We start from the raw sequence: 21,402 nt of genomic DNA, 5'->3' as shown, positions 1-21,402 counted from the left end.
GAGGTGCCAACCCTGAGACGTCTCAGGGTCGCGGTAGCCGAGAGACCCATCCCGATCTGGCCCCGGGGGGCGATGACGGGGGCCCGGCGGCGGGCTCTAATGGGAGCACAGAACCAATCGCTGGTTTTCGCAGAGGAGTTGAGGACGCCATGACGAACGACACGGCTGCGGTGCACGGCGTGGACGGGGGCGACGGCGCCCCGTACCGCTCGCGCCGCCGCACCCTGGTCCGGGCCGCGGTTCCGCTGGCGATAGCCGCCACCATCGCCGCCGGGGTCGGCCTGGTGCCCGCCCTGGCCGCCGACTCCCCGCCCGACCTGCCCTCGCTGACGGCCGAGCAGCTCGTCGCCAAGGTCCTCGGCTCCGACGCCCAGAGCGTCTCCGGCACCGTCAAGGTCTCCACCGACCTCGGCCTGCCGAGCGGCCTGCTCGGCGCCGCGGGCGGCCTCGGCGCGGCCTCCGGCCACGGCTCGGGCAAGGCCGGCGCCGACCCGCAGGCCAACGTGCTCGGCCTGCTCGGCGGGGACCAGACCCTGCGCGTCGCGGTGGACGGGCCGGACCACCAGCGGGTCGACCTGCTCAAGGACATGGCCGGCTACACCCTCGTCCACAACGGCGACCAGACCTGGGCCTGGGACAGCGCCACCAACACCGCCGTCCACCGCACCGGCAAGCCGGCCGCCGAGCACGCGAAGGCGCCGCTCACCGGGGTCCCGAGCACGCCGCAGGAGGCCGCCAAGCAGTTCCTCGCCGCCGGCGCGGGCACCACCTCCGTGACCGTCACCGGCACCACCACCGTGGCCGGGCAGAACGCGTACAAGCTGAGCGTCAAGCCGACCCAGTCCGGCTCGACGATCTACGAGGTGCGCATCTCGGTGGCCGCCGAGAACGGCGTGCCGCTGGCCGTCCAGGTCCGGGGCGTCGACGGCTCGACCGTCCTGGACGTCCACTTCACGGACGTGTCCTTCGCCAAGCCGGACGCCAAGACCTTCGACTTCACCGCCCCCAAGGGCGCCACGGTGACGGAGGGCAAGGCCAAGGGCGAGCACGCGCAGGGCGCCACCGGCCTCCCGGGCGTCGGCAAGGCCGAGGACCTCAACGTGATCGGCGAGGGCTGGACGACGGTCCTCACCGGCAAGGTGCCGGACGCCCCGGCGCCCTCCGCCTCCTCGAAGGACGGCAAGCACCACGGGCCGACGATCAACCCGCAGGGCCTGATCAAGTCGCTCGGCAAGCCCGTCAAGGGCGGCACCCTGATCAGCACCAAGGTCCTCAACGTCCTGCTCACCGACGACGGCCGGGTCTTCGCCGGCGCCGTCACCCAGAGCGTCCTCGAGCACGCCGCCGGGGTGAACTGACGCATGACCGAAGCACCCGTAACGGGGGACGTTACGGGCCCGGCCGGGGGTACGGGCGCCGCCGGGCGCCCGGCCCCCGGTCCCGCTCCCACTCCCTCTGCCTCTCCCTCCCGCACCTCCCCCTCCGACGACGTGATCCGCACGCGCGGGCTCACCAAGCGCTTCCCCGGCGGCCAACTCGCCGTCGACTCCCTCGACCTGACCGTGCCGCGCGGCTCCGTCTTCGGCTTCCTCGGCCCCAACGGCTCCGGCAAGACCACCACCATCCGGATGCTGATGGGCCTGATCGCCCCCACCTCCGGCGTCGCCGCCGTCCTCGGCTCCCCCATGCCGCAGTCCGTCGCCACCGTGCTGCCCCGCGTCGGCGCGCTCATCGAGGGCCCGGCCCTGTACGGGTTCCTCACCGGCCGCGACAACCTCGTCCGCTTCGACGCCGCCGACCCCACCGCCGACCCGCGCACCCGCCGCGACCGCGTCGAGGCCGCGCTGGAGCGGGTGGGCCTGGGAGCGGCCTCGGGCAAGAAGGCCCGCGCCTACTCGCTGGGCATGAAGCAGCGCCTGGGCCTGGCCTCCGCGCTGCTGCGCCCGCGCGAGCTGCTCGTCCTGGACGAGCCCACCAACGGCCTGGACCCGCAGGGCATGCGGGAGATCCGGGCGCTGGTGCGGGAGGTCGCCGCCGAGGGCACCACCGTCTTCCTCTCCTCGCACCTGCTGGACGAGATCGAGCAGGTCTGCACCCACGCCGCCGTGATGTCCCGGGGCCGGCTCCTCGTCCAGGGCACCGTCGCCGAGCTCGCCGCCCGGGCCCAGGGCCGGTTGGTCGTCCGGACGCCGGACACGGCGCGGGCCGCCGAGGTGCTCGGCGCGTACGAGGTGGGGTCGCTGGTCGTGGAGGAGGACCGGATCGTCGGCGAGCCCGCCGGACTGGCTGAGGACGGGCTGCCCAAGCTGTGCGCCGCCCTGGTCGAGGCCGGGGTGCGGGTGCACGGGTTCGGGCTGGAGCGCGGGACGTTGGAGGACGCCTTCGTGGCGCTGACCGGGGAGGGATTCGATGTCGCGGGCTGAGACCCTGCCGATGCCGACGGCGAGCGCGGGCGGGTTCCTCGCGCTGTTCCGCAACGAACTGCACCTGACCTTCCGGCGGCTGCGCACCCAGGTGCTGCTCGGCATCCTGGCGCTGCTGCCGGTCCTGATCGGCGTGGTGGTCAAGCTCAACACCGACAGCCCCCACGAGGGCGGCGGCGGCCCGAGCTTCATCGCCCAGACCACGCAGAACGGGATCTTCCTGATCTTCACCGCGCTCGCGGTGGCCCTGCCCGTCTTCCTGCCGATGACGGTCGGCGTCGTCGCCGGGGACGCGGTGGCCGGCGAGGCCGCCACCGGCACCCTGCGCTACCTGCTCGTCGCCCCCGCCGGGCGGACCAGACTGCTGGCCGCCAAGTTCACCGCCGGGATGGCGTTCTGCTTCGCCGCCACGGCCGTCGTCACCGCCTCGGCCCTGGCCACCGGCGCCCTGCTCTTCCCGCTCGGGGACGTCACCCTGATCTCCGGGGACACCATCGGCTTCGCCGACGCGCTGCCCCGCGCCCTGCTGGTGGCCGCCGTGGTGGCGCTCTCGCTGGCCGGGCTGGTGGCGATCGGCCTGTTCGTCTCCACCCTCACCGGCAGCGGCATCGCCGCCATGGCGGCAACCGTGGGCCTGGTCATCACCGTCCAGATCCTGGACGCCTTCCCGCAGCTGGACGCCGTGAGGCCGTTCCTCTTCCCGCACTACTGGCTGAGCTTCGCGGACCTGCTGCGCGCCCCGATGTACTGGGACGGCGTGCTCAAGGACCTCGGGCTCCAGGCCGCCTACGTCGCCGTGTTCGGCTCGGCGGCCTGGGCCCGGTTCACCAGCCGGGACATCAGCGCGTGACGGCCGCCGCTTCCTCTGTCCGGACGGGCTGCGCCACGGCTGCGGCCCGTCCGGCGCGGTCCGCCCGCACCTGGCGCAGCGCGTCCCAGGTGAGCAGCGCCAGCGCGACCCACACCAGGGCGAACCCGGCCCAGCGCGCGGGCGGCATCGACTCGTGGAACCAGAGCACGCCGCACAGGAACTGGAACACCGGCGCCAGGTACTGCAGCAGCCCGAGCATGGTCAGCGGCACCCGCACCGCCGCCGCGCCGAAGAACAGCAGCGGGATCGCCGTGACGACGCCGCTGAGCATCAGCAGCCCGGAGTGCCCCCAGCCGTAGCTGCCCGCCACGGTGTGCCCGAAGGTGCCCCGGCCGGAGACCTCCAGGTAGACGAGGTAGGCGAGGGCGAACGGGAACATGAAGGCGCTCTCCGCCGCCAGGCTCTCCAGCCCGCTCAGCCCGACCTTCTTCTTCAGCAGGCCGTACGTGGCGAAGGAGAACGCCAGCACCAGCGCGATCCAGGGCAGCCGCCCGTACGCCACGCTCAGCACCGCGACGGCGGCCGCGCCGATGCCGACCGCCGTCCACTGCACGCCGCGCAGCCGCTCCTTGAGCACCAGGACGCCGAAGGCGATGGTGACGAGCGGGTTGATGAAGTACCCGAGGCTGGTCTCCACGACGTGGCCGGCGTTGACGGCCCAGATGTAGACGCCCCAGTTGACGGAGATCACCGTGGCGGCGCCGGCCAGCATCGCGAGGCGGCGGGGCTGGCGCAGCAGCGGGCGTATCCAGCCCCAGTGCCGCTGCGCCACCAGCAGGAGGACGACGGCGACGAGGGACCAGACCATCCGGTTGGCGAGGATGTCGTCGGCGGCGCCGGGCTCCAGCAGCGGCCAGAAGAGGGGGAAGAGCCCCCAGATCCCGTAGGCCGCGACGCCGTACCAGAGGCCTCTGCCGTTGTCCTGCTCCGTCGTGTCCGGCATGGCCTGCCACCCTCCCGCGCGCGTGTGTCGAGCCGACGGTAGCGGGCGGGAAGGGCGGCTGTCACGTCCGTTTCCGGATTTTGGTCATGACATTGCTTGAATGCTGGACGGTTCGCCCGGTTTCAGCGCCTGTTTCAGCTGTTCAGCGCCGCCTTGACGGACTCGGCCAGCGGGACGGTCGGGCGGCCGATCAGCCGGGCCAGGTCCCCCGGGGTGCCGGCCAGCTCGCCGCGCGCGATGCCCGCGTCCACGTCCACCAGCGCGCCGGCGAAGCCCTCCGGCAGGCCCGCGCCGACCAGCGCCGCCAGGTGCTCGGCCGGGGCCACGTCCTGGTGCTCCACCGGGCGGCCCGAGGCCTGCGCCAGCTCGGCGGCCAGCTCGCGCAGGTGCCAGGCGGCGTCGCCGCTCAGCTCGTACGTCGCGTTCACCTCGTCGCCCAGCAGGGCGGCGACGGCCGCGTCCGCGTAGTCCCGGCGCGGGGCGGTGGCGACCCTGCCCTCGCCCGCGCTGCCCAGCACCACGCCGCGCTCGGCCGTGCCGGCCGCGTCGCCCAGGTAGTTCTCGGTGTACCAGCCGTTGCGCAGGAACACGTACGGGAGGCCGGCGGCGAGGATCATCTCCTCCGTCGCCCGGTGCTCGTCGGCCAGGCCGAAGGTCGCCGAGCCGGGGATGCTCGTGTACGCGAGCAGCGCGACCCCGGCCGCCTTCGCCGCGTCCACGACGGCCCGGTGCTGCGGCAGGCGGCGGCCCACCTCGCTGCCCGAGACGAACAGCACCCGGTCTCCCGCCGCGAAGGCGCCCGCGAGGGACTCCGGGCGGTCGTAGTCCACGACGTGGACGGTCACGCCGCGCGCGGCCAGGTCGGCGGCCTTCTCCGCCGAACGGACGGCGACGGCGACCTCGCTCGCGGGGACCTTGGCGAGCAGGCTCTCGACGGCGAGACGGCCGAGCTGGCCGGTGGCTCCGGTGACGACGTACACGGGGGTGCTCCTCGGGTTGATGGCTTCTGACCTCGTCACTCACTCTAGGGAGGGCACTAACCTTCCGAAAGTACGCACTTCAAAGTAGGGTACTGACATGAAGGTAAGCGAGCTGCCCCCGCCGAACGTCTTCGACCGGATGTGCCCGTCGCGCGGCGTGCTGGAGCACGTCACCAGCCGGTGGGGCGTCCTCGTGCTCGGAGCGCTCGGCGAGCGCGGGTACCGGTTCAGCGAACTGCGGCGCCGGGTGAGCGGCGTCAGCGAGAAGATGCTCGCGCAGACCCTCCAGACCCTCGAACGCGACGGCTTCGTCCTGCGCGAGGCCCACCCGGTGATCCCGCCCCGGGTCGACTACAGCCTCACCCCGCTCGGGCGGGAGGCCGCCGAACTCGTCGCGGCGCTGGCGCACTGGTCGGAGCAGCGCGTCCCGGCCGTCGAGGCGGCGCGGGAGACCTACGACGCGCGTGCGTCGGTGGCCACCGCATGACCGCCCCCGAGCCGCTGCCCGGCACCGACACGCCCGAGGCGCTGCGCCCCCTCGTCACCTGCCGCCGCTGCCACCGCCCCCTCCACGACCCCGAGTCCCGCACCCTCCGCCTCGGCCCCGAATGCCGCGACCCCGACCCCCACACCCGCCGCTACGACGTCCCCCAGGACCCCCTCCCGGGGCTCACGCCGTAGGGCCGGGGGTTCGCGCGGGGCGCAGGGCCTGGCCACCCGGCCCGAGAACCACAGCCCTCGGACCACAGCGGCCAACACCCCGTGCCCGGGCTACAGCGCGGCCAGCCCGCCCGTGGCGGCTCGGGCGGCCACCACCTGTGATCCCCTGCGTGGGCGGGGTCCTGCCATCCCCCTCATCCCCTCCGGAAGAGCCTCCGCAGGAAACCCTTCCGGGGCGCGGGTGCGGCCGCCGGGGGCGGGGTGGGGTCGGTGGGGTGGAGGAGGGTGGTGGCGAGGGTGCGGTCCGGGGCCGGGAGCCAGGGGGCGGCGAGGGCCAGCGCCGCGAAGGAGCGCTGGATGGTGACGACCCGGGTGCGTCGGGCCGCGTCGACGTGGTGCAGGCGCCTGCCCAGCAGGTCGGCGATGTCGGGCCGGGTCTCCGGGTGCGTCCAGCCGATGGCGAGGAGGGCGAAGCCCGCCGCCTCGACCGTCCAGTCCTCCGGCCCGAGCAGCAGGTCGCCCAGCAGCCGCCGCCGGTCGGAGGCGGCCCAGGGCTGGTCCGTCCGGTGGTGCGCGAGCCCGAGGCAGGCGAAGGTCTGCACCGCCCGGACCCACAGTTCGGGCTGGTGCGCGAGGAGCGCCCGCCCGAGGTCGTCCTCGCGCGGGCGCGGCGGGTGGACCAGCACGCCCAGCAGGTCCGCCACCGGCAGCCCGGCGAGCCGGACGGCATGGTCGTACGCGGCGGGGACGGTCGGCCAGACGATCTCCGTCGTGGCCCGTACGAGTTCCGCCCCCTCCACCGAGGGCGGCTCGACGGCGGGCCGCGCCTGCGTCCCGTCCCACGCCCACAGGCACGCGCCCGGGGTGATCGGGACCCGGGGGTCCGGCTCGCCGACGGCACGGTACGACACCGTCGATCGCGGCAGCGCGAGCCTCAACGCCAGCACCGCGCTGGGCGGTTCGAGCGCCGAGGAGCTGCAGTCGATCGCGGTGTCCGGACCGCTGCCCTCCTCCGCGAGGACCTGCCGCATCACGTTGACCGTGGCCTCCGTCGCCCCGGCGACCATGCCCAGCCACGTCTCCCGCCGGCTGAGCCGTTCCAGCAGCTCGTGCGCGTACTCGTGGTCCGGGTGCGCCCGGTGGTGGTCGGCGAGGGCGAGCAGGTGCGCCGGGGAGCCGTCGACGGCGTGCCGCAGGGCGTGCCGGGCGGGCCCGGCCTTGGGGTGCTGCGGTTCGGCGGCGAGGACCCGGTCGAGCCAGGGCAGGCCTTCGGCGGGGCGGCCGAGGGCGCCGTACAGTTCGGCGACGTCGACGGCGAGGTACCCGCTGGAGTCGTCCTCCTCGGGCGGGGTGCGGCCGAGTTCGGCCTCCCAGACGGCGAGGGCCTGTTCGGGGCGGCCGTCGGCGCGCAGGGCGTTGCCGAGCATGACGGACGGCAGGTAGCCGGGGGCGAGCCGGTGGGCGCGTTCGGCGAGTTCGACGGCGCGGGTGGTGGCGCCGAGGCGGCGGGTGAGGCCGGAGGCCATGGCGAGCAGCAGCGGGTGGTGGGCGTGCAGGCCGACGACGGCCTGGACGAAGCTGTGGAACGGCCGTACGGTCTCGGCGAGTTCGCCGGGCAGGGGGTCGGGCAGCGGGCCGGCGGCGCGGGCGACGGCCTGGGCGACGGCGTCGGGGTCGACGAGGGCGGGGAGGTCCTCGCGGGCGAGCCAGGCGGCGTGGGCCCAGGGCTGGGCGGGCTCGTACTGGATGGCGGAGGCGAGCAGGCCGACGGCACTGTTCCAGTCCCCGGCGGCGGCCTCGACGTGGGCGCGGCAGACGACGGTACCCAGGTACACCTGGCCGTCGAGCGGGAACAGGTCGCGGGCGGCGACGGGGCCGCCCGCGGCCGCGCACAACTCGGCGAGGGCCTCGTGGAGTTCGGGCAGCTGCGGGTCGGCCACGATGGCGTCGGCGAGGTGGTCGGCGGCGTGCGTGAGGTCGCCGGAGTCGATGGCGAGCCGGGCGACGGCCACCTCCCCCTCGGCCGCCAGTCTCGGGTCGTCCTCGTCCTCGGCGTGCCCCATGCTCTGTCCCCGTCCCCGTCGTGTTCCCGCGCCCGCTGCCGCACGGTGCGCGGACGAGGCTATCCCGCGCGTACGACTGGCGGATGATCACCCTGTCCGTGTGTCGGACGGGCCTACTGCGGGAACTCCGCGCCGGGCGGCGCCTGCTGGACCGGGTGCGGCTCGACCTCCCGCCGCTCGGGCAGCCACCGCGCGTCCGGCGCCTCGCCGAGGGCGATCGCGGCGGCGAGCAGCTTGTCGGGGTCGAGGTGCCGGTACCCGCCGTCCTCGGGCTCGGCGCCCATCACCGCCCCCGTGACCGGCACGAAGACGTAGGCCTCCTCAACCGTGGTGCGTTGCAGGCGAATCGAGATCGAGTAGCTGGTCACGTGTCCCCCCGGGCATCGGCTGTACGACAGCCTAGTGACCGGGCGGTTACGGCGCGCGCGCATTTGCGTCGACCGCGCTGTCGGTGCCGTCTGCTGTGCTGTCCGGTGGGACAGCACAACGGACGAGCGGAGCGGGCTACCACGATGGGCGTACTGACCGACTACTTCCGGGCCCCCGACGCGGCCGTCGTCGTGCGGGAGCTGGAGGCGCGCGAGGGCTTCCGGCCCGACTTCGACGGCGTGCAGGCCAAACGCATCGACCCCGGCGTGGTGCTCGGCGGCCTGGTCGCCGCCCTGAACGGAGAGCCGTGGCGGGTCGACCTGGTGGAGGAGACCCTGGTCTGGCCCACCGAATCCGCCGACCCGGCCGACCAGCAGGACGGCCCCTGGGTCACCGAACTCGGCGACGCCACCCGCGACACTCTCGCCGGGGCCGACGAGGGCCGCCTCCCGGCGGCCGTCGAGGAGTGGTCCCGCAGCGAGGAGCTCGACGGCGCCGACCCCTCCGACCTGCTCCCCCTCGCCGAGGAGCTGATCGCCCTCGCCCGCCGGGCGCGGGAGGCGGGCGAGCGGCTGTACTGCTGGATCTGCCTGTAGCGCTCCCGCGCGGGAAGTCGGCCCGGCCGACTTCCCGCGCGTCACCCCCCGATCGGGGTCGCGCCCGTCGCGGCCGTCGACAGCTCCCACAGGCGCTCCGCCGCGCCGGGGTCGACGGCGTGGGCGCGGACGCCGCCCGTGTCCATCGAACCGTCGGGAGTGGCGACGGGGGCGACCTCGCAGTCCTCCAGGTAGAGGCCGCCGAGGCCGTCCAGCAGCGGGGAGGTCGCGGCCCACAGGCCGGTGGCGGCGCCCTGGGCGGGGGACTTGAAGTCGGCGCCGACGACTCTCCCCCGCTCGTCGATCCACCCCCGGTCGACCTGCTCGGCCCGCGTCATCCCGCGCTGCAGCCCGGTGATGATCTTGCCCGGGTGCAGCGAGAACGCCCGGACGCCGTCGGCCCGTCCGATCGCGTCGAGGTGCACGGCGAACAGCGCGTTGGCCGTCTTCGACTGCCCGTACGCGAGCCACCTGTCGTACCCGGTGCGGAAGTGCGGGTCCCGCCAACGGATGCCGGTGAGCATGTGCCCGGCGGAGCTGTACGCGACCACGCGCGCCCCGCCCGAGGTGCCGGCGGCCCGCAGCAGCGGGTACAGCTCGCAGGCCAGCAGGTGGTGCCCGAGGTGGTTGGCCGCCAACTGCCCCTCCCAGCCCGGCCCGACGTACCGCTCCGGGGTGGCCATCACCCCGGCGGCGGCGACCAGCAGGTCCACCCGGTCGACGACCCGGGCGATCCGCGCGGCGGCGGCGCGCACGGAGGCCGGGTCGGTGAGGTCCAGGGGCAGCGTCTCGACGCCCTCCGGCACGGGCGCCGCCGTCCGGACGGGCGCGAGGACGCGGGCCCCGGCCGCCGCCAGGGCGCGGACGGTCTCCAGGCCGAGGCCGGAGGATCCGCCGGTCACGACGGCGGTGCGGCCGGTGAGGTCCCGGCCGGCCAGGACGTCGCGGGCGGTGCTGGCGGCGGAGAAGGGTGAGCCGACGGGCTGCTGCTGCTGAGCGGTGGTCATGCCCCGGAGGCTAGGAGCTGGAGTGCGGTCCAGCTCAAGCCCGCGCCTAGGGTGGCCGCATGGCAGGCACCGGAAGCGGACTCGGCATCGGCGACGTCGCCCGGAGCACCGGGCTGAGCATCGACGCGCTGCGCTTCTACGAGCGCGAGGGCCTGCTCGTCGGCCCCGTCGAGCGCGACACGGCGGGGCGGCGGCGCTACCGGCCGCTGGACGTCGAGTGGTTGGGCATCTGCGTGCGGCTGCGCGAGTCCGGCATGCCGCTGGCCGACCTGCGCGCGTTCGCCAGGCTCGTCCGGCAGGGCCCCGGCAACGAGGCGGAGCGCCTGCGCCTGCTCGACACCCACCGGGAGCGCGTGGACGAGCAGATCCGGGCGCTGGAGGAGTGCCGCTCGCTCATCGCCTGGAAGACGGCCGTCTACGCCGAGCACCTCGCCCGGGGCGAGGCCGCCGGGCTCTGGGACCCGACGGCGCCCGGCCCCTCACCAGAGGTCTGACAGCCCGCCCGACCGCCACCGCTCGACCCACTCCGCGAAGCCCGTCCGGCCGCGCGCAGCGTCGCCGTCCGCACCGGCGCCGGGCGTGGGCATCGCCACGGCGTCGGCCACCATCCACACCTCACCCCGGCAGGGCCCCGCCGTCACCAGCAGCCAGAACGAGTCCCCGTCCTCCGAGCCGAGCACCACCGACCCGTGGGTGAACAGGGTGTCGCCCGGGTCCTCCTCCTCGTCCTCCCCCGGCCAGGCGTCGACCAGCGGGAACGGCTCGCCCGGCCGGCGCGGCCCCGACTCCGGCCACCCGTCGGGCAATCGGCCGAGCGGCTGCAGCCCGCCCTCCCCGGGCGGACCGAGGCTGCTCCCGTTCGCGACCTCGGCGACGAACGCCCGGTACGGCTCCGGGAGCACCACCCCGTTCTCGGCCTCCCACCGCTCCACCTCCTCCTGCCCGAGCGCGGGTTGGCGCCCCTCGGGTGCGAAGGCCGCGCGGAGCGCGTCGAGGACGGTCGAGTCGGAGCCGGCCGCGTCGGAGACGGTCGCGTCGGGGCGGGGGTCGGGCGTCGCGGTCATGCGAGGGACTCTCGCAGGGCGGGCCGACATTCGAGCATTTCCTAGCGGCGCTAGACAATCGAGCGCCAGCAGGTCTAGCGTTGACCCGTGACCTAGCGACGCTAGATCCCGACGGCCGGCCCGCCTCGCCGCAGCCGTCGCCCGCGCTCCCGCCAGGAGAGAACCATGTCGCTCAAGACCGTCAACACCGCCCTGACCGCCGCCCTGGTCCTCTTCGTCCTCTGGTTCGGGACGCGCTTCATCGTGAGCCCCGAGACCATCGCGCCGACCTTCGGCCTGCCGAGCTGGCCCTCCGGCGACGGCGACGGCTTCCTGCGACTGAAGGGCATCCGTGACGTCGCCGGCGGCCTCCTCGTGGCCGCTCTGCTGCTGACCGGCCAACGCCGCGCCCTGGGCACGGTCCTGCTGGTCGAGGCCCTCATCCCGATCGGCGACATGACCGACGTGCTCGCCCACCACGGCTCCACCGCCGCCGCCTACGGCGTCCACGGCCTGACGGCGGTGGTGGTGGCCGCCACCGGCCTGATGACGCTGCACGAGGCGCGCCGGGCCACGGCCGCCGTCACCACGGCCGTCACCCCGGCCGCCGCTGCCCGTTGAGTTCCGAGCGCGTTCGACCCGGCACCCTTCGGTGCCGGGTCTCGGCCTACCGCCGGGTCGCCGCGAACCCGCCCGTCGCGTCCCGCAGCCACCCCAGCAGCGGCGGCGCCAGCACCACCACCACCTGGTTCGCCGCCATCGCCAGCCCCAGCGCCGACCCCGTCCGCCCCGCCGGCGCCGACTCAGCGACGTGCGCGACCCACGGCCCGTACCAGCCGATCCCCACGAACCCGAGCAGCACGAACAGCGGGCAGGCCGTCACCGAACGCTCCCCCAGCGGCGTCGCGAGGGCCGCCGCGCAGACCGCGACCCCGCCAGGCACGCCCGTACGGTCGCGTGGCGCCCGGATCGCGCCCGGTCGCTCCACGCCGCCAGGCAGATCCGGCCCGCGATGCCCGCCGCCTGCGCGGCCATCAGCGCCAACGCGGCGGAGGCGACGCCCAGGCCCGCCGCGTCGTGCAGGTGCAGAACGGTGAGCATGAGGACGCCGGTCTGCGCCGCGACCAGCCCGGCGCCGGAGAGCACGATCCGCAGCATCACCGGTTCGCGCAGCATCCGCAGCCCGCCCGGCGCCCGCGTGGCCGCCGGCGCCTGTGCGTCCCCCGGTGGGCGGCGGTAGAGGCCGACGAAGACGGACGCCCCCGCCGCCGCGACCAGTGCCCCGCACACCAGCGTCGCCCGCCAGCCGAACTCCCGTACCGGCCAAGGCTGGACGGCCGCCGCGAGCGCCCCGCCCAGCGGCAGCCCCGCCTGCCGGATGCCCATGGCCAGGCCGCGCTGCGAGCCGTCGAACCAGGAGGCCACCGACTTGCTGCCGCCCGGCTGCGCGCTGCTGTACCCGGCGCCGACGACCAGCAGCGCGAGCAGCAGCGCCCCGTACCCCGGCGCGGCCGCGCCCAGGGCCAGCCCGACGGCGACGACCAGCGCACCGGTGCCGACGATCCACCTCTCGTCGTAGCGGTCCAGCAGGCGGCCGACCACCAACAGCCCGACCAGCGGCATGAACTGGGCGGCGGAGAGCAGGAGCCCGAGCTGCCCGGTGGAGAGGCCGAGCCCGTTCTGCAGGGCCGGCCCGAGGGAGCCGACACCCTGGACGAAGAAGCACGTCGCGGCCTGGGTGAAGGTGGCGATGCCGAGGACGGCCCAGCGGTAGCGCGGCCTCTCGACGGCGATCACGGAAACGGCGAACTCCGGCTTCGTCAGGGGTGTTTGTTCCCCCATCACGGTGCTGTCATGCCCTTGTGCACCTCAACCCTTACGGCGCAGACGCCGTCGAACTGGCCACCGCACCCGGGCCGATGCTGACCGCGCTGATCGCCACGGGCACGGCCCTGCACCTGGTCGGGCGCGGCATGCACCGGCTCGGGCGGTGCGCGGTCGCGGAGTGCCGGGAGGCCTTCGCCGACACCAGCCGTACGGGGCGGCGGCGGTACTGCTCGCAACGGTGTACGAACCGGGACGCCGTCCGACGGCACCGGGAACGGGCGGGGGCATCCCGAAGTTCACCGATTATCGGATTGGCCCAAACATGACAGCGGTCTTTGCCCGAACCGCCTACGCAGTGTCAGGCTCTGGGCACTGTCCGTACGAGCCGCTGGGAGAAACCCATGAGGATGCGTACCGCTCTGCCCGTCGCCCTGCTCGCCGTCGCCGGCCTGTTCGCCGGTGCCAACACCGCCACGGCGGCCGGGTACCCCGGCTACCAGTGCTTCAAGACCGCCGACCGCGACCAGTACTGCAGCGACTCCAAGGTGAAGAACCACGCGGCGGGCGACGCGTGGATCAAGACCTGTCCCGCCGACGTGCAGAAGCAGATCTCCGGCAAGCCGTACATCCTGGCGAGCCGGCCCTCCTCGGCGCACAGCTGCTGAGGTGAGGGGGTGGAGCAGGAAGTCGGTGGGGCCGACTTCCTGCTCCACCGACGTCATACAGCCGCTACGCGGTGGGGCATCTTCCACCCCTCGGCGAGACGCGACGGGTGCACGTTCCGGCCGCCGCCGAAGAACTCGCAGAACTTCATGATCAGCGGATCCCAGCCGATCGGGTCCACGTGGTGCGTGCCCGGGATGACGAGTTCCTCCTCGACGTGCGCCCGCAGGACCTCCACCTCGAAGGCGGTCGCATGCCGCTCGGGGCCGCCGAACGGGTTCACCGTGACGAGGCGGCACTCCAACTGGACGGGGCACTCGGCCACCCGTGGGGGCTTGACCAGCTCCGAGGCCTGCTCGGTGAGTCGGGCCGCGCCGAACTTGTCGGGCTCGTGGCGGTAGCCCTGCTCCACCTTGTAGTCCACCAGGGTGCGCTTCCCCGTGGTGAGCGCGATCCGGTCGACGGCGTCGACCATCGCGGAGGAGGGAAGGTTGAGCACGCACTCGCCTTCCCGGAGCAGGTTCGCGGTCGTCTGCGCGTTGTTGCCGAGCCCGATCATGCAGTGCTGCCCGAGCCACCAGGCGGAGGAGATCGGCGCGAGGTTCGGGGTGCCGTCCTCGTTGAGCGTGCTGACCAGCACCACCGGGGTTCCGAAGTACAGGACCTTGAGCCCGGGGACGACGTGCATGTGCGGAGCCTTTCGAGGGGACGGGGGCGAACGATCCGACTCTCCTTGAGTCACACTGTCGAGGCTGGCGGGATTCCGACGCCGCGTTCGGCACGGTTGAGGCACGGGGGGAGACGAGTCGTGGACACAGCACGCGGCGTTGCCACACGTGAGGACCTGGAAGGGGTCGCGCGCGCGGCCCTGGGCGCCGGGCACCGCCTCGCCGGTGTGTCACGGCTCCGGGGCGGCAGCAAGAAGGGCGTGTACCGCCTCGCCTTCGACGACGGCTCCACCGCCATCGCCTACATCTGGGACGACGCCGAGAACTACTGGCCCGCCGCCGCGAAGGTGGACGACGCCGCAGATCACGCGGACCCGTTCTCGCACGCCTCCGGCCTCGACCTGTTCCAGGCCGCCAACGCGCGCCTGGACGCCCTCGGGGTTCGCACGCCCCGCATCCTCCTGGCCGACCGGAGCCGGAGCCACTACCCGGCGGACATCGCCGTCGTCGAGGACGTGCCCGGCGAGAACCTCGAAGCGCTGCTGCGCCGCGACCCGAAGGGTGCGGAGACGACGCTGGCGCTGCTGGCCGAGGCACTCGACGTCATGCGGCGGCATACGGCGCCGGGCTTCGGCAAGGTGGCGTTGATCGACAGCGGCGGCACCTCCCGGGGGCGTTCGTGCGAGCAGGTCGTCCTCGACCGCGCGCTCGCTGACCTCGCCGAGGCCGCGGCGCGGGACACCCGGGTCGCGCGCGTGCGCGATCACCTGGAGCAGATGGCGCGTGAACTGGCGTCTTTTGTACGCCCACGCTCGGAGTTCGGGCTGATCCACGGGGAGTTGGGGCCGGACCACGTGCTGGTGGACCGGCTCGGGCGGCCGGTCCTCATCGACATCGAGGGCTTCATGTTCTTCGACGTCGAATGGGAGCACGTGTTCCTGCGGATTCGGTTCGGCGAGCACTACCGGTGGCTGGGCGGGAGTGGTCTCGATGAGCGGCGCCTGGCCTTCTACATGCTGGCGATGCGGCTGTCGCTGGTAGCCGGACCGCTGCGGTTGTTGGACGGCGACTTCCCCGATCGTGAGGCGATGGCGGGGATTGCCGAGTACAACCTCCAGCAGGCGCTGGCCTTTTGCTTCGAGGAGTAGGAAGTCGGGCGGGCCGACTTCCTACTCCTCGGGGTGCTGGCGCAGGTTGAGCCGGGCGGGGCCCCAGGGAGAGTTGCGGCCGGCGCCCTCGCGGTAGGCGATGCGGTGGACGGCGAAGAGCAGGCGGTAGAGGTGCTGGGCGGCGTCGGACTCGTCGGCGGTGAAGCCCAGGTGGTGGACGAAGGCGTCGAGTTCGGACCAGTCGAAGTCGTCGGGGACGGCGGGGGCGACGGGGACCGGTGCTCTCGGGTAGGCGCTGGTGATGGCGGCCGCGATGGCGTAGTGCGTTGCGGCGAGGGCGTTGGCGAAGGCTTCGGGGGTGGTCACAGGTCAGGCTCCTCATCGTCGGACTTTGCAACGTTGAGTGCGGTGATGACACCGAGGGCGACGGTGGCGAAGGCGAGCGCCAGGAGGGTGAGGAAGGCGATGGCGATCAGGAATCGCACGCGTGCTCGCGGTCGACGTCGAGGAGGAGGGTGAGGAGGTTGAGGAGGGTGGAGGCGGGGGCGGAGTTGAAGCAGACGAGGACGCGGCCGTCCATGGAGACGTCGGTGGTGGAGGAGGGGAAGATGAGGCCGAACTTGCGCCCGCGCTCGTGGAGTTCGCCGAGCAGCGTGCGGATGTGGTCCTCGCTGTAGCCCTTGATGCGGGGGTCGTTCGGTTTCATGGGGTAGCGCCTCATGCTGCGGTCATCTCCAGTTCGAACCAGACGGCCTTGCCCTGCTTGCGCAGGTCGGCGCCGAAGCGGTGGGTGAGGGAGCGGACGAGGTGGAGGCCCCGGCCGGAGAGCGAGAGCGGGTCCGAGGGGATGCGCGGCTCGGCGGGGAGGACGGGGCTGTCGTCGCACACGGAGACGCGGAGCCGCTGGTCGCGGAGGGAGACGATGACGAGCGGAGCGAGGCTTCCCGCGTGGCGCCAGGCGTTCACGAAGAGCTCGTGGAGAGCGAGTTCCGCGTCGGAGATGGTGGAGGCCGGCCACCCGGCGGAGGAGAGGAGGGAACAGAGCTCGACCCGAGCCGGCGTCCAGTCGGGAGGGATGAGGGCACACATGAGAGACCCCGGGGAGGAGGAGGGGAATCACTGACCATCCGTCATGTGATCGGTGCAACACTGAGAGTAGGGGAACTTTCGGCATCTCTGCAATCGAACAGGCAACCATGCATACGATGCCCTCGCATCACGGTGGCGAGCAGCTCACCCCTTGCGAAACACTGCACCGATGAGGAGGGACCGGTAGTGGCATACAAAGGACCGATCAGCCAACGGCAACGACGCTTCGGCGAGGAACTCCAACGCCTGCGCACGGCAGCAGGGTTGTCAGCGCCGGAGGCGGGAGCCCTGGTGGGGATGAAGGGTCCGGCGGTGAGCCACACCGAGGCCGGTCGGATCACCCTCAACTCGGAGCGCCTTGAGATCTGGCTCGACGCCTACGGCTGCACGGACCCGAGCTTCCGCGTCAAGTTCGCCGACATGGGGCGGAGCAACGGGAAGGGCTGGTGGTCCGACTTCGCGGACCGAGTCCACCCACTGCTACTCGACCTCGCAGAGGCCGACCACAGCGCGGCCTCTATCGACAACTTCGAGACCTTCTACGTGCCTGGGCTACTCCAAGTACCCGCCTACATCGAAGCGATCTACGCGGATGCCGGTCAGGATCGAAAGCTGGACGCCGCAGCTGAAATCGAGTTCCGGAAGCGGCGGCAGCGCATTCTCACAGACTTGCCACGCCGCGAGTTCCGATTCGTCATCCACGAGACAGCGTTGCGAATGCGATTCGCTGGCGATGTGGCCATGCGAGAACAGCTCGTACATCTGCTGGAGATTTCAGAGCTGCCGAACGTCAGCATTCAAGTCCTGCCGTTCACCATCACGCAGAAGCCGCCTTCGACCGGCCCGTTCGTCCTATTCGACCCCGGGGCTCCGGAGCTCTCCACCGTCGTCGTGGATCACCCAAGCCACACCGAGTATCTTGGCGACCAGCAATCGATCCAGACCTACCGAAGGACCTTCAACCAGTTGACTGAGCTGGCCCTGCCGCCAGTCGACACGAATCAGTCCCTGACCACGCTTTCGTCCCGCGACTCGTGGGGACTGATTCGACATCTCCTCTATCTGTTGCAAGTTTGAAAGGCGCTCCGATGTCCGGACTCCATTGGCAGAAGTCATCGTTCAGCGGCTCGAACGCAGGCGGCAACTGCATGGAACTCGCGGTCGACACTGAAGGCGTCCGCCACCTTCGCGAGTCCGACGAGCCCGGCATCGTGATCACCACCGCAACTCACCAGCTCCGCGACCTCATCCTCAGCGCCAAGGCTGGCGAACTCGACAGCCACGCCTGAACGGCCCGCTCGCCGGGGCGGCGAGCGGGCCTCGTTTCAGTCCTGGGCGGGGAGGGCGATGCCGCGTTCCTTCAGGAACTCCTCGGCCTCGGAGTCCCACTCCCACTCCAACCCGCCCCAGGCAAGGGGATCATCGAGCCAGCCGCCCCACGGGCTCTCCCCCTCGAACGCCGCTGGGTCGAGGTCCATCAGCTGCTCGGTCATCTCCTCCAGCAGCTCGTACGCCAGCTCGTCGTCCTCCAACTCGTCGAGCGGCACGCCCTTGTGGAACCTCTGCCGCTCGATCTCCGCGAGGAACGTCACGAGTTCAGCGACCCCTCCGTTCACCACGCTCGGCACCTTCTCCCAACCGAGCGGGAAGCAGCGCACCACACCGCTCTCCGGGTCCAGCCACAGCGACTCCGAATCTGCGCTGTGCCCGATCCTGAGCAGCCGCCCCCACTCCCCGGCCGCCTCGGAGGCGTACTCCCCCAGCACCACCGGCCGGTCCAGGAACTCAACATCGAACTGGAAGAACGGCGCCCTCAGCGGCACCCCCACTTCCTCCAGGAACCGCCGCGTCGGCTCGTGCCCGATCCCTCCCCCGACCTCCGCCGACTCCAGTCGGCACATCGCCCAATCCCCGAAGGCCGTAACGGCCTTCCCCCGCACCTCTTCGCTACTCAACACCCCGCCACCCAACCAGACCTCACCCCACCTCACCACCGACCACCGTGTGAACGATCAACGGCCGCCCCCACAGCGCCAGCAACTCGTTCGCCACCCCCACGACCCCCACGACGTCCTCGTCCCTCCCCGCCTCGACGCTCGCCGCCACCAGACCCCGGGGCACCGCCCCCGCGTCCAACAGCGCACGCCACTCCCCCGTCCCCACCGCCAGGTACTCCAGCGCCGGCAGAGCAGCCACCTCCAACGGGTCGGCGAGCGCGCCGGGGCTCGCCTTGAGGGTCCGCACCCGTGGCAGCCCGGCGATGGGGGCGAGGCTGAGGGGCTCCCCTCCCCCTCGGAAGATCTCCACGACCTCCAGATCCGGATGGGCGGCGGCCGTGAGGTCGGCCGGCTCGAACCCGGCACCGACCCGCACGCCGAGCGGCAGCTCCGGCTCCTCGACCTCGGCCACCCGACACGTGCGTTCGAACTGGTTCAGCACCATCTCCGTCAGGGACTCGCCGTACGGCTCGGCTCCGAAGCTGCACTCGTGGTCGATGAGGATGACCTGCCCGAGGTGCCCGCGCGGGCCGGGCGTCAGGTCGATCGCGAAGATGTCACCGCCGTTGGTTCCGAAGCCGATCCAGCCCGGCGAGCCTGCCAGCCCCTGGACCACGGCATCCGGCGGGGTGCGCACCGCCTCGGTCGCCCCGGACCTCCACCGAGGCGCCCGCATGGCCGCGTCGGCAATGAACAGGCCCTCCAGGTTTCCGAGTTCGCAGCCCACCGCATCACCGGCCTCCTGCGACTCCGCGTGGGCGGCCTCCCAGTCCTCCCACGAACCGTCCAGTCCGCTCGGGCTCACCCTCGTCACGCGGTAGAACGCCTTGAGCTCCTCGGGCAGCGTGACGCCGAGGCGTTCCTCCGCCGCCGCGATCTCCTCCTCCGTCGCCCCGACGGCGTCGGGGAGCCGCTCCCGGAGCGTCCGCTCCAGCAGCGCCGGGTCCGCGGACGGCGCCGGCACCGCCGCCGGCGTCGGACCGGGGAGGCGGCGCCACGGCTCGGGCACGGCGCCGTCGACCAGGCGGATCGTGCCCAGGCCCGAGAAGCCGTACTCGGGCGTCACCGCCGAACTGGACTCGAACACGTGCAGCGTCGTCCGCCCGTCCGGCTCGATGTCCGCCGCGAACCTCACGTCCGGCGCTTCCGAGCCTGCGAGGGACCGCTGCACCAGCTCGGCGGCCCGGCTCAAGGCCTCCCGGTCCCGAAGGCCGATGCCGCTCCACCCCGTCGTGCTGATCTCCCCCGTCACGCGCCCGGCGGCGACGGCGAAGTGGTCGGCGTACTCGGCCCGGAAGAGCCTCAGCAGCGGTTCCCAGGTGGCGAATGCGTGGAGTGCGGACACAGCTGTCCTCCGGGCCGGTGAGACTGTCGTACGTATGCGGTCCCAAGGACCGTACCGACCGTCACCGACACCCCCACGAGCGGGATGATGGGTGCTCGATCACCGCACCCACGAGCGGAGGACCTCATGAGCGGCACGATCCCGCCCGAGCGCCAGGGCCGGTGGCGGGAGCAGCGGCGGCGCGGCGGCCCGGGGCCGAAGCGGATGCCGCTGCCTCCGCCCGTACCGCAGGAGGACGAGGAGAAAGAGGAAGGGTAGGACGACGCCGTCAACGCCCGCTCCCGGCCTGCTGGTAGAGCGTCACCAGGAGGCCGTGCACCGGCTCGCCCTCCGGGTCCTCCTCCGTCTCGTCGACCAGTGCGGCCAGCGCCTTGGCGAGCCGCGCCGCCTTGGCCGGGCTGAGGTGGATGTGGCGCAGGGTCAGGAGGTGGCCGACGGGAGAGCGGTCCAGCTCCTGGGCGACGGCGCCGAACAGTGCGGCCGTTCCGTCGGCCCGCGGGTGGGCGACGGCGAGTCGCTCGGCGCTCCGGCGGTAGTACTTCTCGGTTCCGCCGCGCACCGTTCGCGTTCCCGCGTCCTGGACGAGCCCCGCCTCGCACAGCACCTTGAGGTGGTGGGAGACGCTGCCCTTGTTCACCCCCAGTTGCACGGCGAGGCGGCTGATCGTGGACGGTCCGCCGCTCAGGGCGAACAGCAGGCGCTGGCGCGTCGGGTGGGCGAGTGCGGTGTGCTGGTCGGAGGTGCTGATCCGCTGGACGTCTTCGTCGGGTTCGTGGCTCACAGATCAAGCGTTAAGTGTGATTGACGCTTTTGCAAGGCCGCTGGTCTACTCCCTGCCATGACCTCCACCACCGCGTCACCCGCACTGGACACCGTCGCCCTCGCCGAGTCGATCGCCGAACTCGTCGCCGGGAACTACGTCTTCCCCGACGTCGCCCGTCAACTCGCCTCCCTGATACGGACCAGGAGCGCCGAGGGCGGCTACCGGACCACCTCCGCCGAGGAGTTGGCGCAGGCCGTCACCGCCGACCTGCGATCCGTCAACGGGGACCTGCACCTGGCCCTCAAGCACCATGCCGAGCAGGTGCCGCGCGAGCAGGGCGCGGCCGTGCTCGCCGCGATGCGGAGGGACTTCGACGCCAACCTGAGCGGCGTGCCGCGCGTGCAGCTCCTCGACCACGGCGTCGCCGTCCTGGAGATCGGGCCCAAGGTCTTCCCGCTGGACTGGGCGGCACAGCCGCTCGCGGCGGCTCTCTCCCTGGTGGCCCCCGCCCGCGCTCTCATCCTGGACCTGCGCGGCAACACCGGCGGCGACCCGGACACGGTCGCCTTCATCTGCGGCTACCTGCTCGACCGCCGTACCCACCTCAACACCATGCTCTGGCGGCAGGGAGAGGTGGCCGAGCAGTCCTGGACGCCCCCGTTCGTCCCGGGCGACCGCTTCGGCGGCAGCAAGCCGCTCTACGTGCTGACGAGCGGGAACACCTTCTCCGCGGCCGAGGAGCTCGCCTACGACCTGCAGCAGCTCGGGCGCGCCGAGATCGTCGGCGAGACCACCCGCGGCGGCGCCCACCCGCGCGAGGGCTGGACGGTCCACCCGCACCTGGAGCTCAGCGTGCCCGTCGGCCGCGCGGTCAACCCGGTCTCGGGCACCAACTGGGAGGGTACGGGCGTCCGACCCGACGTCCCCTGCGACGCCGGGTCGGCCCTCGACCGCGCCCTGCTCCTGGCGTCCGAACGGCAGTGACC

The 21,402-nt window shown here is 72.9% G+C and carries 30 protein-coding genes and 1 pseudogene; 15 read left to right on the top strand and 16 right to left on the bottom strand.

Features of this window, described 5'->3' with window-relative positions; genetic code table 11:
* The first annotated feature begins 149 nt into the window (after positions 1-149).
* The 3 genes from ACIRRS_RS11930 to ACIRRS_RS11920 are packed head-to-tail and all read left to right on the top strand — an operon-like array spanning position 150 to position 3,273.
* Positions 150-1,358, top strand: a complete 1,209-nt coding sequence (locus tag ACIRRS_RS11930; RefSeq protein WP_402968477.1) for an outer membrane lipoprotein carrier protein LolA — start codon at positions 150-152, stop codon at positions 1,356-1,358.
* Between the two features lie 3 nt (positions 1,359-1,361).
* Entirely contained in the window at positions 1,362-2,423 is a 1,062-nt protein-coding gene (locus ACIRRS_RS11925) for an ABC transporter ATP-binding protein (RefSeq protein ID WP_402968474.1), read from the top strand.
* Entirely contained in the window at positions 2,410-3,273 is an 864-nt protein-coding gene (locus ACIRRS_RS11920; RefSeq protein WP_402968472.1) for an ABC transporter permease, read from the top strand. Before ACIRRS_RS11925 ends, ACIRRS_RS11920 begins: the two co-directional genes overlap by 14 nt.
* On the opposite strand, the gene rarD is transcribed toward ACIRRS_RS11920, so the two are convergent.
* Together rarD and ACIRRS_RS11910 are read right to left on the bottom strand one after the other, a co-directional pair.
* On the bottom strand, positions 3,263-4,237 hold the full coding sequence (gene rarD, locus ACIRRS_RS11915) for an EamA family transporter RarD (protein ID WP_402968469.1): 975 nt from the start codon (positions 4,235-4,237) through the stop codon (positions 3,263-3,265). The two genes, ACIRRS_RS11920 and rarD, sit on opposite strands and share 11 nt — an antisense overlap.
* 134 nt (positions 4,238-4,371) lie before the next feature.
* Entirely contained in the window at positions 4,372-5,217 is an 846-nt protein-coding gene (locus tag ACIRRS_RS11910; protein ID WP_402968467.1) for an SDR family oxidoreductase, read from the bottom strand.
* A 97-nt stretch (positions 5,218-5,314) separates the two neighbouring features.
* On the opposite strand from ACIRRS_RS11910, the gene ACIRRS_RS11905 reads away from it, so the two are divergent.
* Both ACIRRS_RS11905 and ACIRRS_RS11900 read left to right on the top strand, forming a co-directional pair.
* Positions 5,315-5,704: a winged helix-turn-helix transcriptional regulator gene (locus tag ACIRRS_RS11905; RefSeq protein ID WP_402968464.1), complete on the top strand. Its 390-nt coding sequence runs from the start codon at positions 5,315-5,317 to the stop codon at positions 5,702-5,704.
* Positions 5,701-5,898, top strand: coding sequence for a DUF6011 domain-containing protein (locus ACIRRS_RS11900; RefSeq protein ID WP_402968461.1), 198 nt, complete (start codon positions 5,701-5,703; stop codon positions 5,896-5,898). Before ACIRRS_RS11905 ends, ACIRRS_RS11900 begins: the two co-directional genes overlap by 4 nt.
* 173 nt (positions 5,899-6,071) lie before the next feature.
* Here ACIRRS_RS11900 and ACIRRS_RS11895 read toward each other — a convergent pair whose 3' ends face one another.
* Complete coding sequence (locus ACIRRS_RS11895) at positions 6,072-7,940, bottom strand: tetratricopeptide repeat protein (RefSeq protein WP_402968458.1); 1,869 nt, start codon at positions 7,938-7,940, stop codon at positions 6,072-6,074.
* Between the two features lie 113 nt (positions 7,941-8,053).
* Positions 8,054-8,308, bottom strand: a complete 255-nt coding sequence (locus ACIRRS_RS11890; RefSeq protein WP_402968456.1) for a hypothetical protein — start codon at positions 8,306-8,308, stop codon at positions 8,054-8,056.
* A 144-nt stretch (positions 8,309-8,452) separates the two neighbouring features.
* Between ACIRRS_RS11890 and ACIRRS_RS11885 the strand changes: the two genes are divergently transcribed.
* Positions 8,453-8,905, top strand: a complete 453-nt coding sequence (locus ACIRRS_RS11885; protein WP_402968453.1) for a hypothetical protein — start codon at positions 8,453-8,455, stop codon at positions 8,903-8,905.
* A gap of 41 nt (positions 8,906-8,946) precedes the next feature.
* Here the strand turns inward: ACIRRS_RS11885 and ACIRRS_RS11880 are convergent, their stop codons facing one another.
* Complete coding sequence (locus ACIRRS_RS11880) at positions 8,947-9,912, bottom strand: oxidoreductase (RefSeq protein WP_402968450.1); 966 nt, start codon at positions 9,910-9,912, stop codon at positions 8,947-8,949.
* Positions 9,913-9,971: 59 nt separating this feature from the next.
* Between ACIRRS_RS11880 and ACIRRS_RS11875 the strand changes: the two genes are divergently transcribed.
* Positions 9,972-10,406 (top strand): MerR family transcriptional regulator, encoded by a 435-nt coding sequence (locus tag ACIRRS_RS11875; protein WP_402968447.1) that lies wholly within the window; start codon positions 9,972-9,974, stop codon positions 10,404-10,406.
* Here the strand turns inward: ACIRRS_RS11875 and ACIRRS_RS11870 are convergent.
* On the bottom strand, positions 10,392-10,976 hold the full coding sequence (locus ACIRRS_RS11870) for an SMI1/KNR4 family protein (protein WP_402968444.1): 585 nt from the start codon (positions 10,974-10,976) through the stop codon (positions 10,392-10,394). The two genes, ACIRRS_RS11875 and ACIRRS_RS11870, sit on opposite strands and share 15 nt — an antisense overlap.
* A gap of 165 nt (positions 10,977-11,141) precedes the next feature.
* Here ACIRRS_RS11870 and ACIRRS_RS11865 point away from each other — a divergent pair, with 165 nt between their 5' ends.
* Complete coding sequence (locus tag ACIRRS_RS11865) at positions 11,142-11,576, top strand: DUF4267 domain-containing protein (protein ID WP_402968441.1); 435 nt, start codon at positions 11,142-11,144, stop codon at positions 11,574-11,576.
* Positions 11,577-11,622: 46 nt separating this feature from the next.
* On the opposite strand, the gene ACIRRS_RS11860 is transcribed toward ACIRRS_RS11865, so the two are convergent.
* Positions 11,623-11,838 carry a hypothetical protein gene (locus tag ACIRRS_RS11860; protein ID WP_402968438.1) on the bottom strand — a complete coding sequence of 72 codons (216 nt, stop codon included), beginning with the start codon at positions 11,836-11,838 and terminating at the stop codon, positions 11,623-11,625.
* Positions 11,835-12,752 (bottom strand): MFS transporter, encoded by a 918-nt coding sequence (locus ACIRRS_RS11855; protein ID WP_402968435.1) that lies wholly within the window; start codon positions 12,750-12,752, stop codon positions 11,835-11,837. Before ACIRRS_RS11855 ends, ACIRRS_RS11860 begins: the two co-directional genes overlap by 4 nt.
* 116 nt (positions 12,753-12,868) lie before the next feature.
* On the opposite strand from ACIRRS_RS11855, the pseudogene ACIRRS_RS11850 reads away from it, so the two are divergent.
* Positions 12,869-13,108 (top strand): annotated as a pseudogene (locus ACIRRS_RS11850) (CGNR zinc finger domain-containing protein); the annotation flags it as partial.
* A gap of 75 nt (positions 13,109-13,183) precedes the next feature.
* Positions 13,184-13,447 (top strand): hypothetical protein, encoded by a 264-nt coding sequence (locus ACIRRS_RS11845; RefSeq protein WP_402968432.1) that lies wholly within the window; start codon positions 13,184-13,186, stop codon positions 13,445-13,447.
* Between the two features lie 53 nt (positions 13,448-13,500).
* On the opposite strand, the gene ACIRRS_RS11840 is transcribed toward ACIRRS_RS11845, so the two are convergent.
* Positions 13,501-14,133: a flavin reductase family protein gene (locus ACIRRS_RS11840; RefSeq protein WP_402968430.1), complete on the bottom strand. Its 633-nt coding sequence runs from the start codon at positions 14,131-14,133 to the stop codon at positions 13,501-13,503.
* A gap of 120 nt (positions 14,134-14,253) precedes the next feature.
* Between ACIRRS_RS11840 and ACIRRS_RS11835 the strand changes: the two genes are divergently transcribed.
* The gene (locus ACIRRS_RS11835) at positions 14,254-15,261 is read left to right on the top strand and encodes a phosphotransferase (RefSeq protein ID WP_402968427.1); all 1,008 of its coding nucleotides are present in this window, start codon (positions 14,254-14,256) and stop codon (positions 15,259-15,261) included.
* Between the two features lie 21 nt (positions 15,262-15,282).
* Here the strand turns inward: ACIRRS_RS11835 and ACIRRS_RS11830 are convergent, their stop codons facing one another.
* From ACIRRS_RS11830 to ACIRRS_RS11815, 4 genes are read right to left on the bottom strand one after another with little or no spacing between them, the layout of a single operon-like run.
* Positions 15,283-15,588, bottom strand: a complete 306-nt coding sequence (locus tag ACIRRS_RS11830) for a hypothetical protein (RefSeq protein ID WP_402968424.1) — start codon at positions 15,586-15,588, stop codon at positions 15,283-15,285.
* A complete protein-coding gene (locus ACIRRS_RS11825) occupies positions 15,585-15,707 on the bottom strand; it encodes a hypothetical protein (RefSeq protein ID WP_402968421.1) in 123 nt (40 codons plus the stop codon). Before ACIRRS_RS11825 ends, ACIRRS_RS11830 begins: the two co-directional genes overlap by 4 nt.
* Positions 15,695-15,928 carry a hypothetical protein gene (locus ACIRRS_RS11820; protein WP_402968418.1) on the bottom strand — a complete coding sequence of 78 codons (234 nt, stop codon included), beginning with the start codon at positions 15,926-15,928 and terminating at the stop codon, positions 15,695-15,697. The genes ACIRRS_RS11825 and ACIRRS_RS11820 overlap by 13 nt, the downstream gene beginning before the upstream one ends.
* An 11-nt stretch (positions 15,929-15,939) precedes the next feature.
* Positions 15,940-16,311, bottom strand: coding sequence for an ATP-binding protein (locus tag ACIRRS_RS11815; RefSeq protein ID WP_402968415.1), 372 nt, complete (start codon positions 16,309-16,311; stop codon positions 15,940-15,942).
* A gap of 186 nt (positions 16,312-16,497) precedes the next feature.
* Here ACIRRS_RS11815 and ACIRRS_RS11810 point away from each other — a divergent pair, with 186 nt between their 5' ends.
* Positions 16,498-17,388: a helix-turn-helix domain-containing protein gene (locus tag ACIRRS_RS11810; RefSeq protein WP_402968412.1), complete on the top strand. Its 891-nt coding sequence runs from the start codon at positions 16,498-16,500 to the stop codon at positions 17,386-17,388.
* An 11-nt stretch (positions 17,389-17,399) separates the two neighbouring features.
* Complete coding sequence (locus tag ACIRRS_RS11805) at positions 17,400-17,600, top strand: DUF397 domain-containing protein (RefSeq protein ID WP_402968409.1); 201 nt, start codon at positions 17,400-17,402, stop codon at positions 17,598-17,600.
* Between the two features lie 36 nt (positions 17,601-17,636).
* Here the strand turns inward: ACIRRS_RS11805 and ACIRRS_RS11800 are convergent, their stop codons facing one another.
* Entirely contained in the window at positions 17,637-18,251 is a 615-nt protein-coding gene (locus tag ACIRRS_RS11800; RefSeq protein ID WP_402968806.1) for an SUKH-4 family immunity protein, read from the bottom strand.
* Between the two features lie 37 nt (positions 18,252-18,288).
* Positions 18,289-19,653, bottom strand: coding sequence for an SMI1/KNR4 family protein (locus ACIRRS_RS11795; RefSeq protein ID WP_402968406.1), 1,365 nt, complete (start codon positions 19,651-19,653; stop codon positions 18,289-18,291).
* 126 nt (positions 19,654-19,779) lie between these two features.
* On the opposite strand from ACIRRS_RS11795, the gene ACIRRS_RS11790 reads away from it, so the two are divergent.
* On the top strand, positions 19,780-19,911 hold the full coding sequence (locus tag ACIRRS_RS11790) for a hypothetical protein (protein ID WP_402968403.1): 132 nt from the start codon (positions 19,780-19,782) through the stop codon (positions 19,909-19,911).
* 10 nt (positions 19,912-19,921) lie between these two features.
* Here the strand turns inward: ACIRRS_RS11790 and ACIRRS_RS11785 are convergent, their stop codons facing one another.
* The gene (locus tag ACIRRS_RS11785; protein ID WP_402968400.1) at positions 19,922-20,434 is read right to left on the bottom strand and encodes an ArsR/SmtB family transcription factor; all 513 of its coding nucleotides are present in this window, start codon (positions 20,432-20,434) and stop codon (positions 19,922-19,924) included.
* A 57-nt stretch (positions 20,435-20,491) separates the two neighbouring features.
* Between ACIRRS_RS11785 and ACIRRS_RS11780 the strand changes: the two genes are divergently transcribed.
* Positions 20,492-21,400, top strand: a complete 909-nt coding sequence (locus ACIRRS_RS11780; RefSeq protein WP_402968397.1) for a S41 family peptidase — start codon at positions 20,492-20,494, stop codon at positions 21,398-21,400.
* Positions 21,401-21,402 lie beyond the last annotated feature (2 nt).

The sequence above is a fragment of the Kitasatospora sp. NPDC101183 genome (genome assembly GCF_044767945.1).
Lineage (GTDB): Bacteria > Actinomycetota > Actinomycetes > Streptomycetales > Streptomycetaceae > Kitasatospora.
Note: the sequence above shows the minus strand (reverse complement) of the source record. Positions and strands in the feature narration are given on the sequence as shown.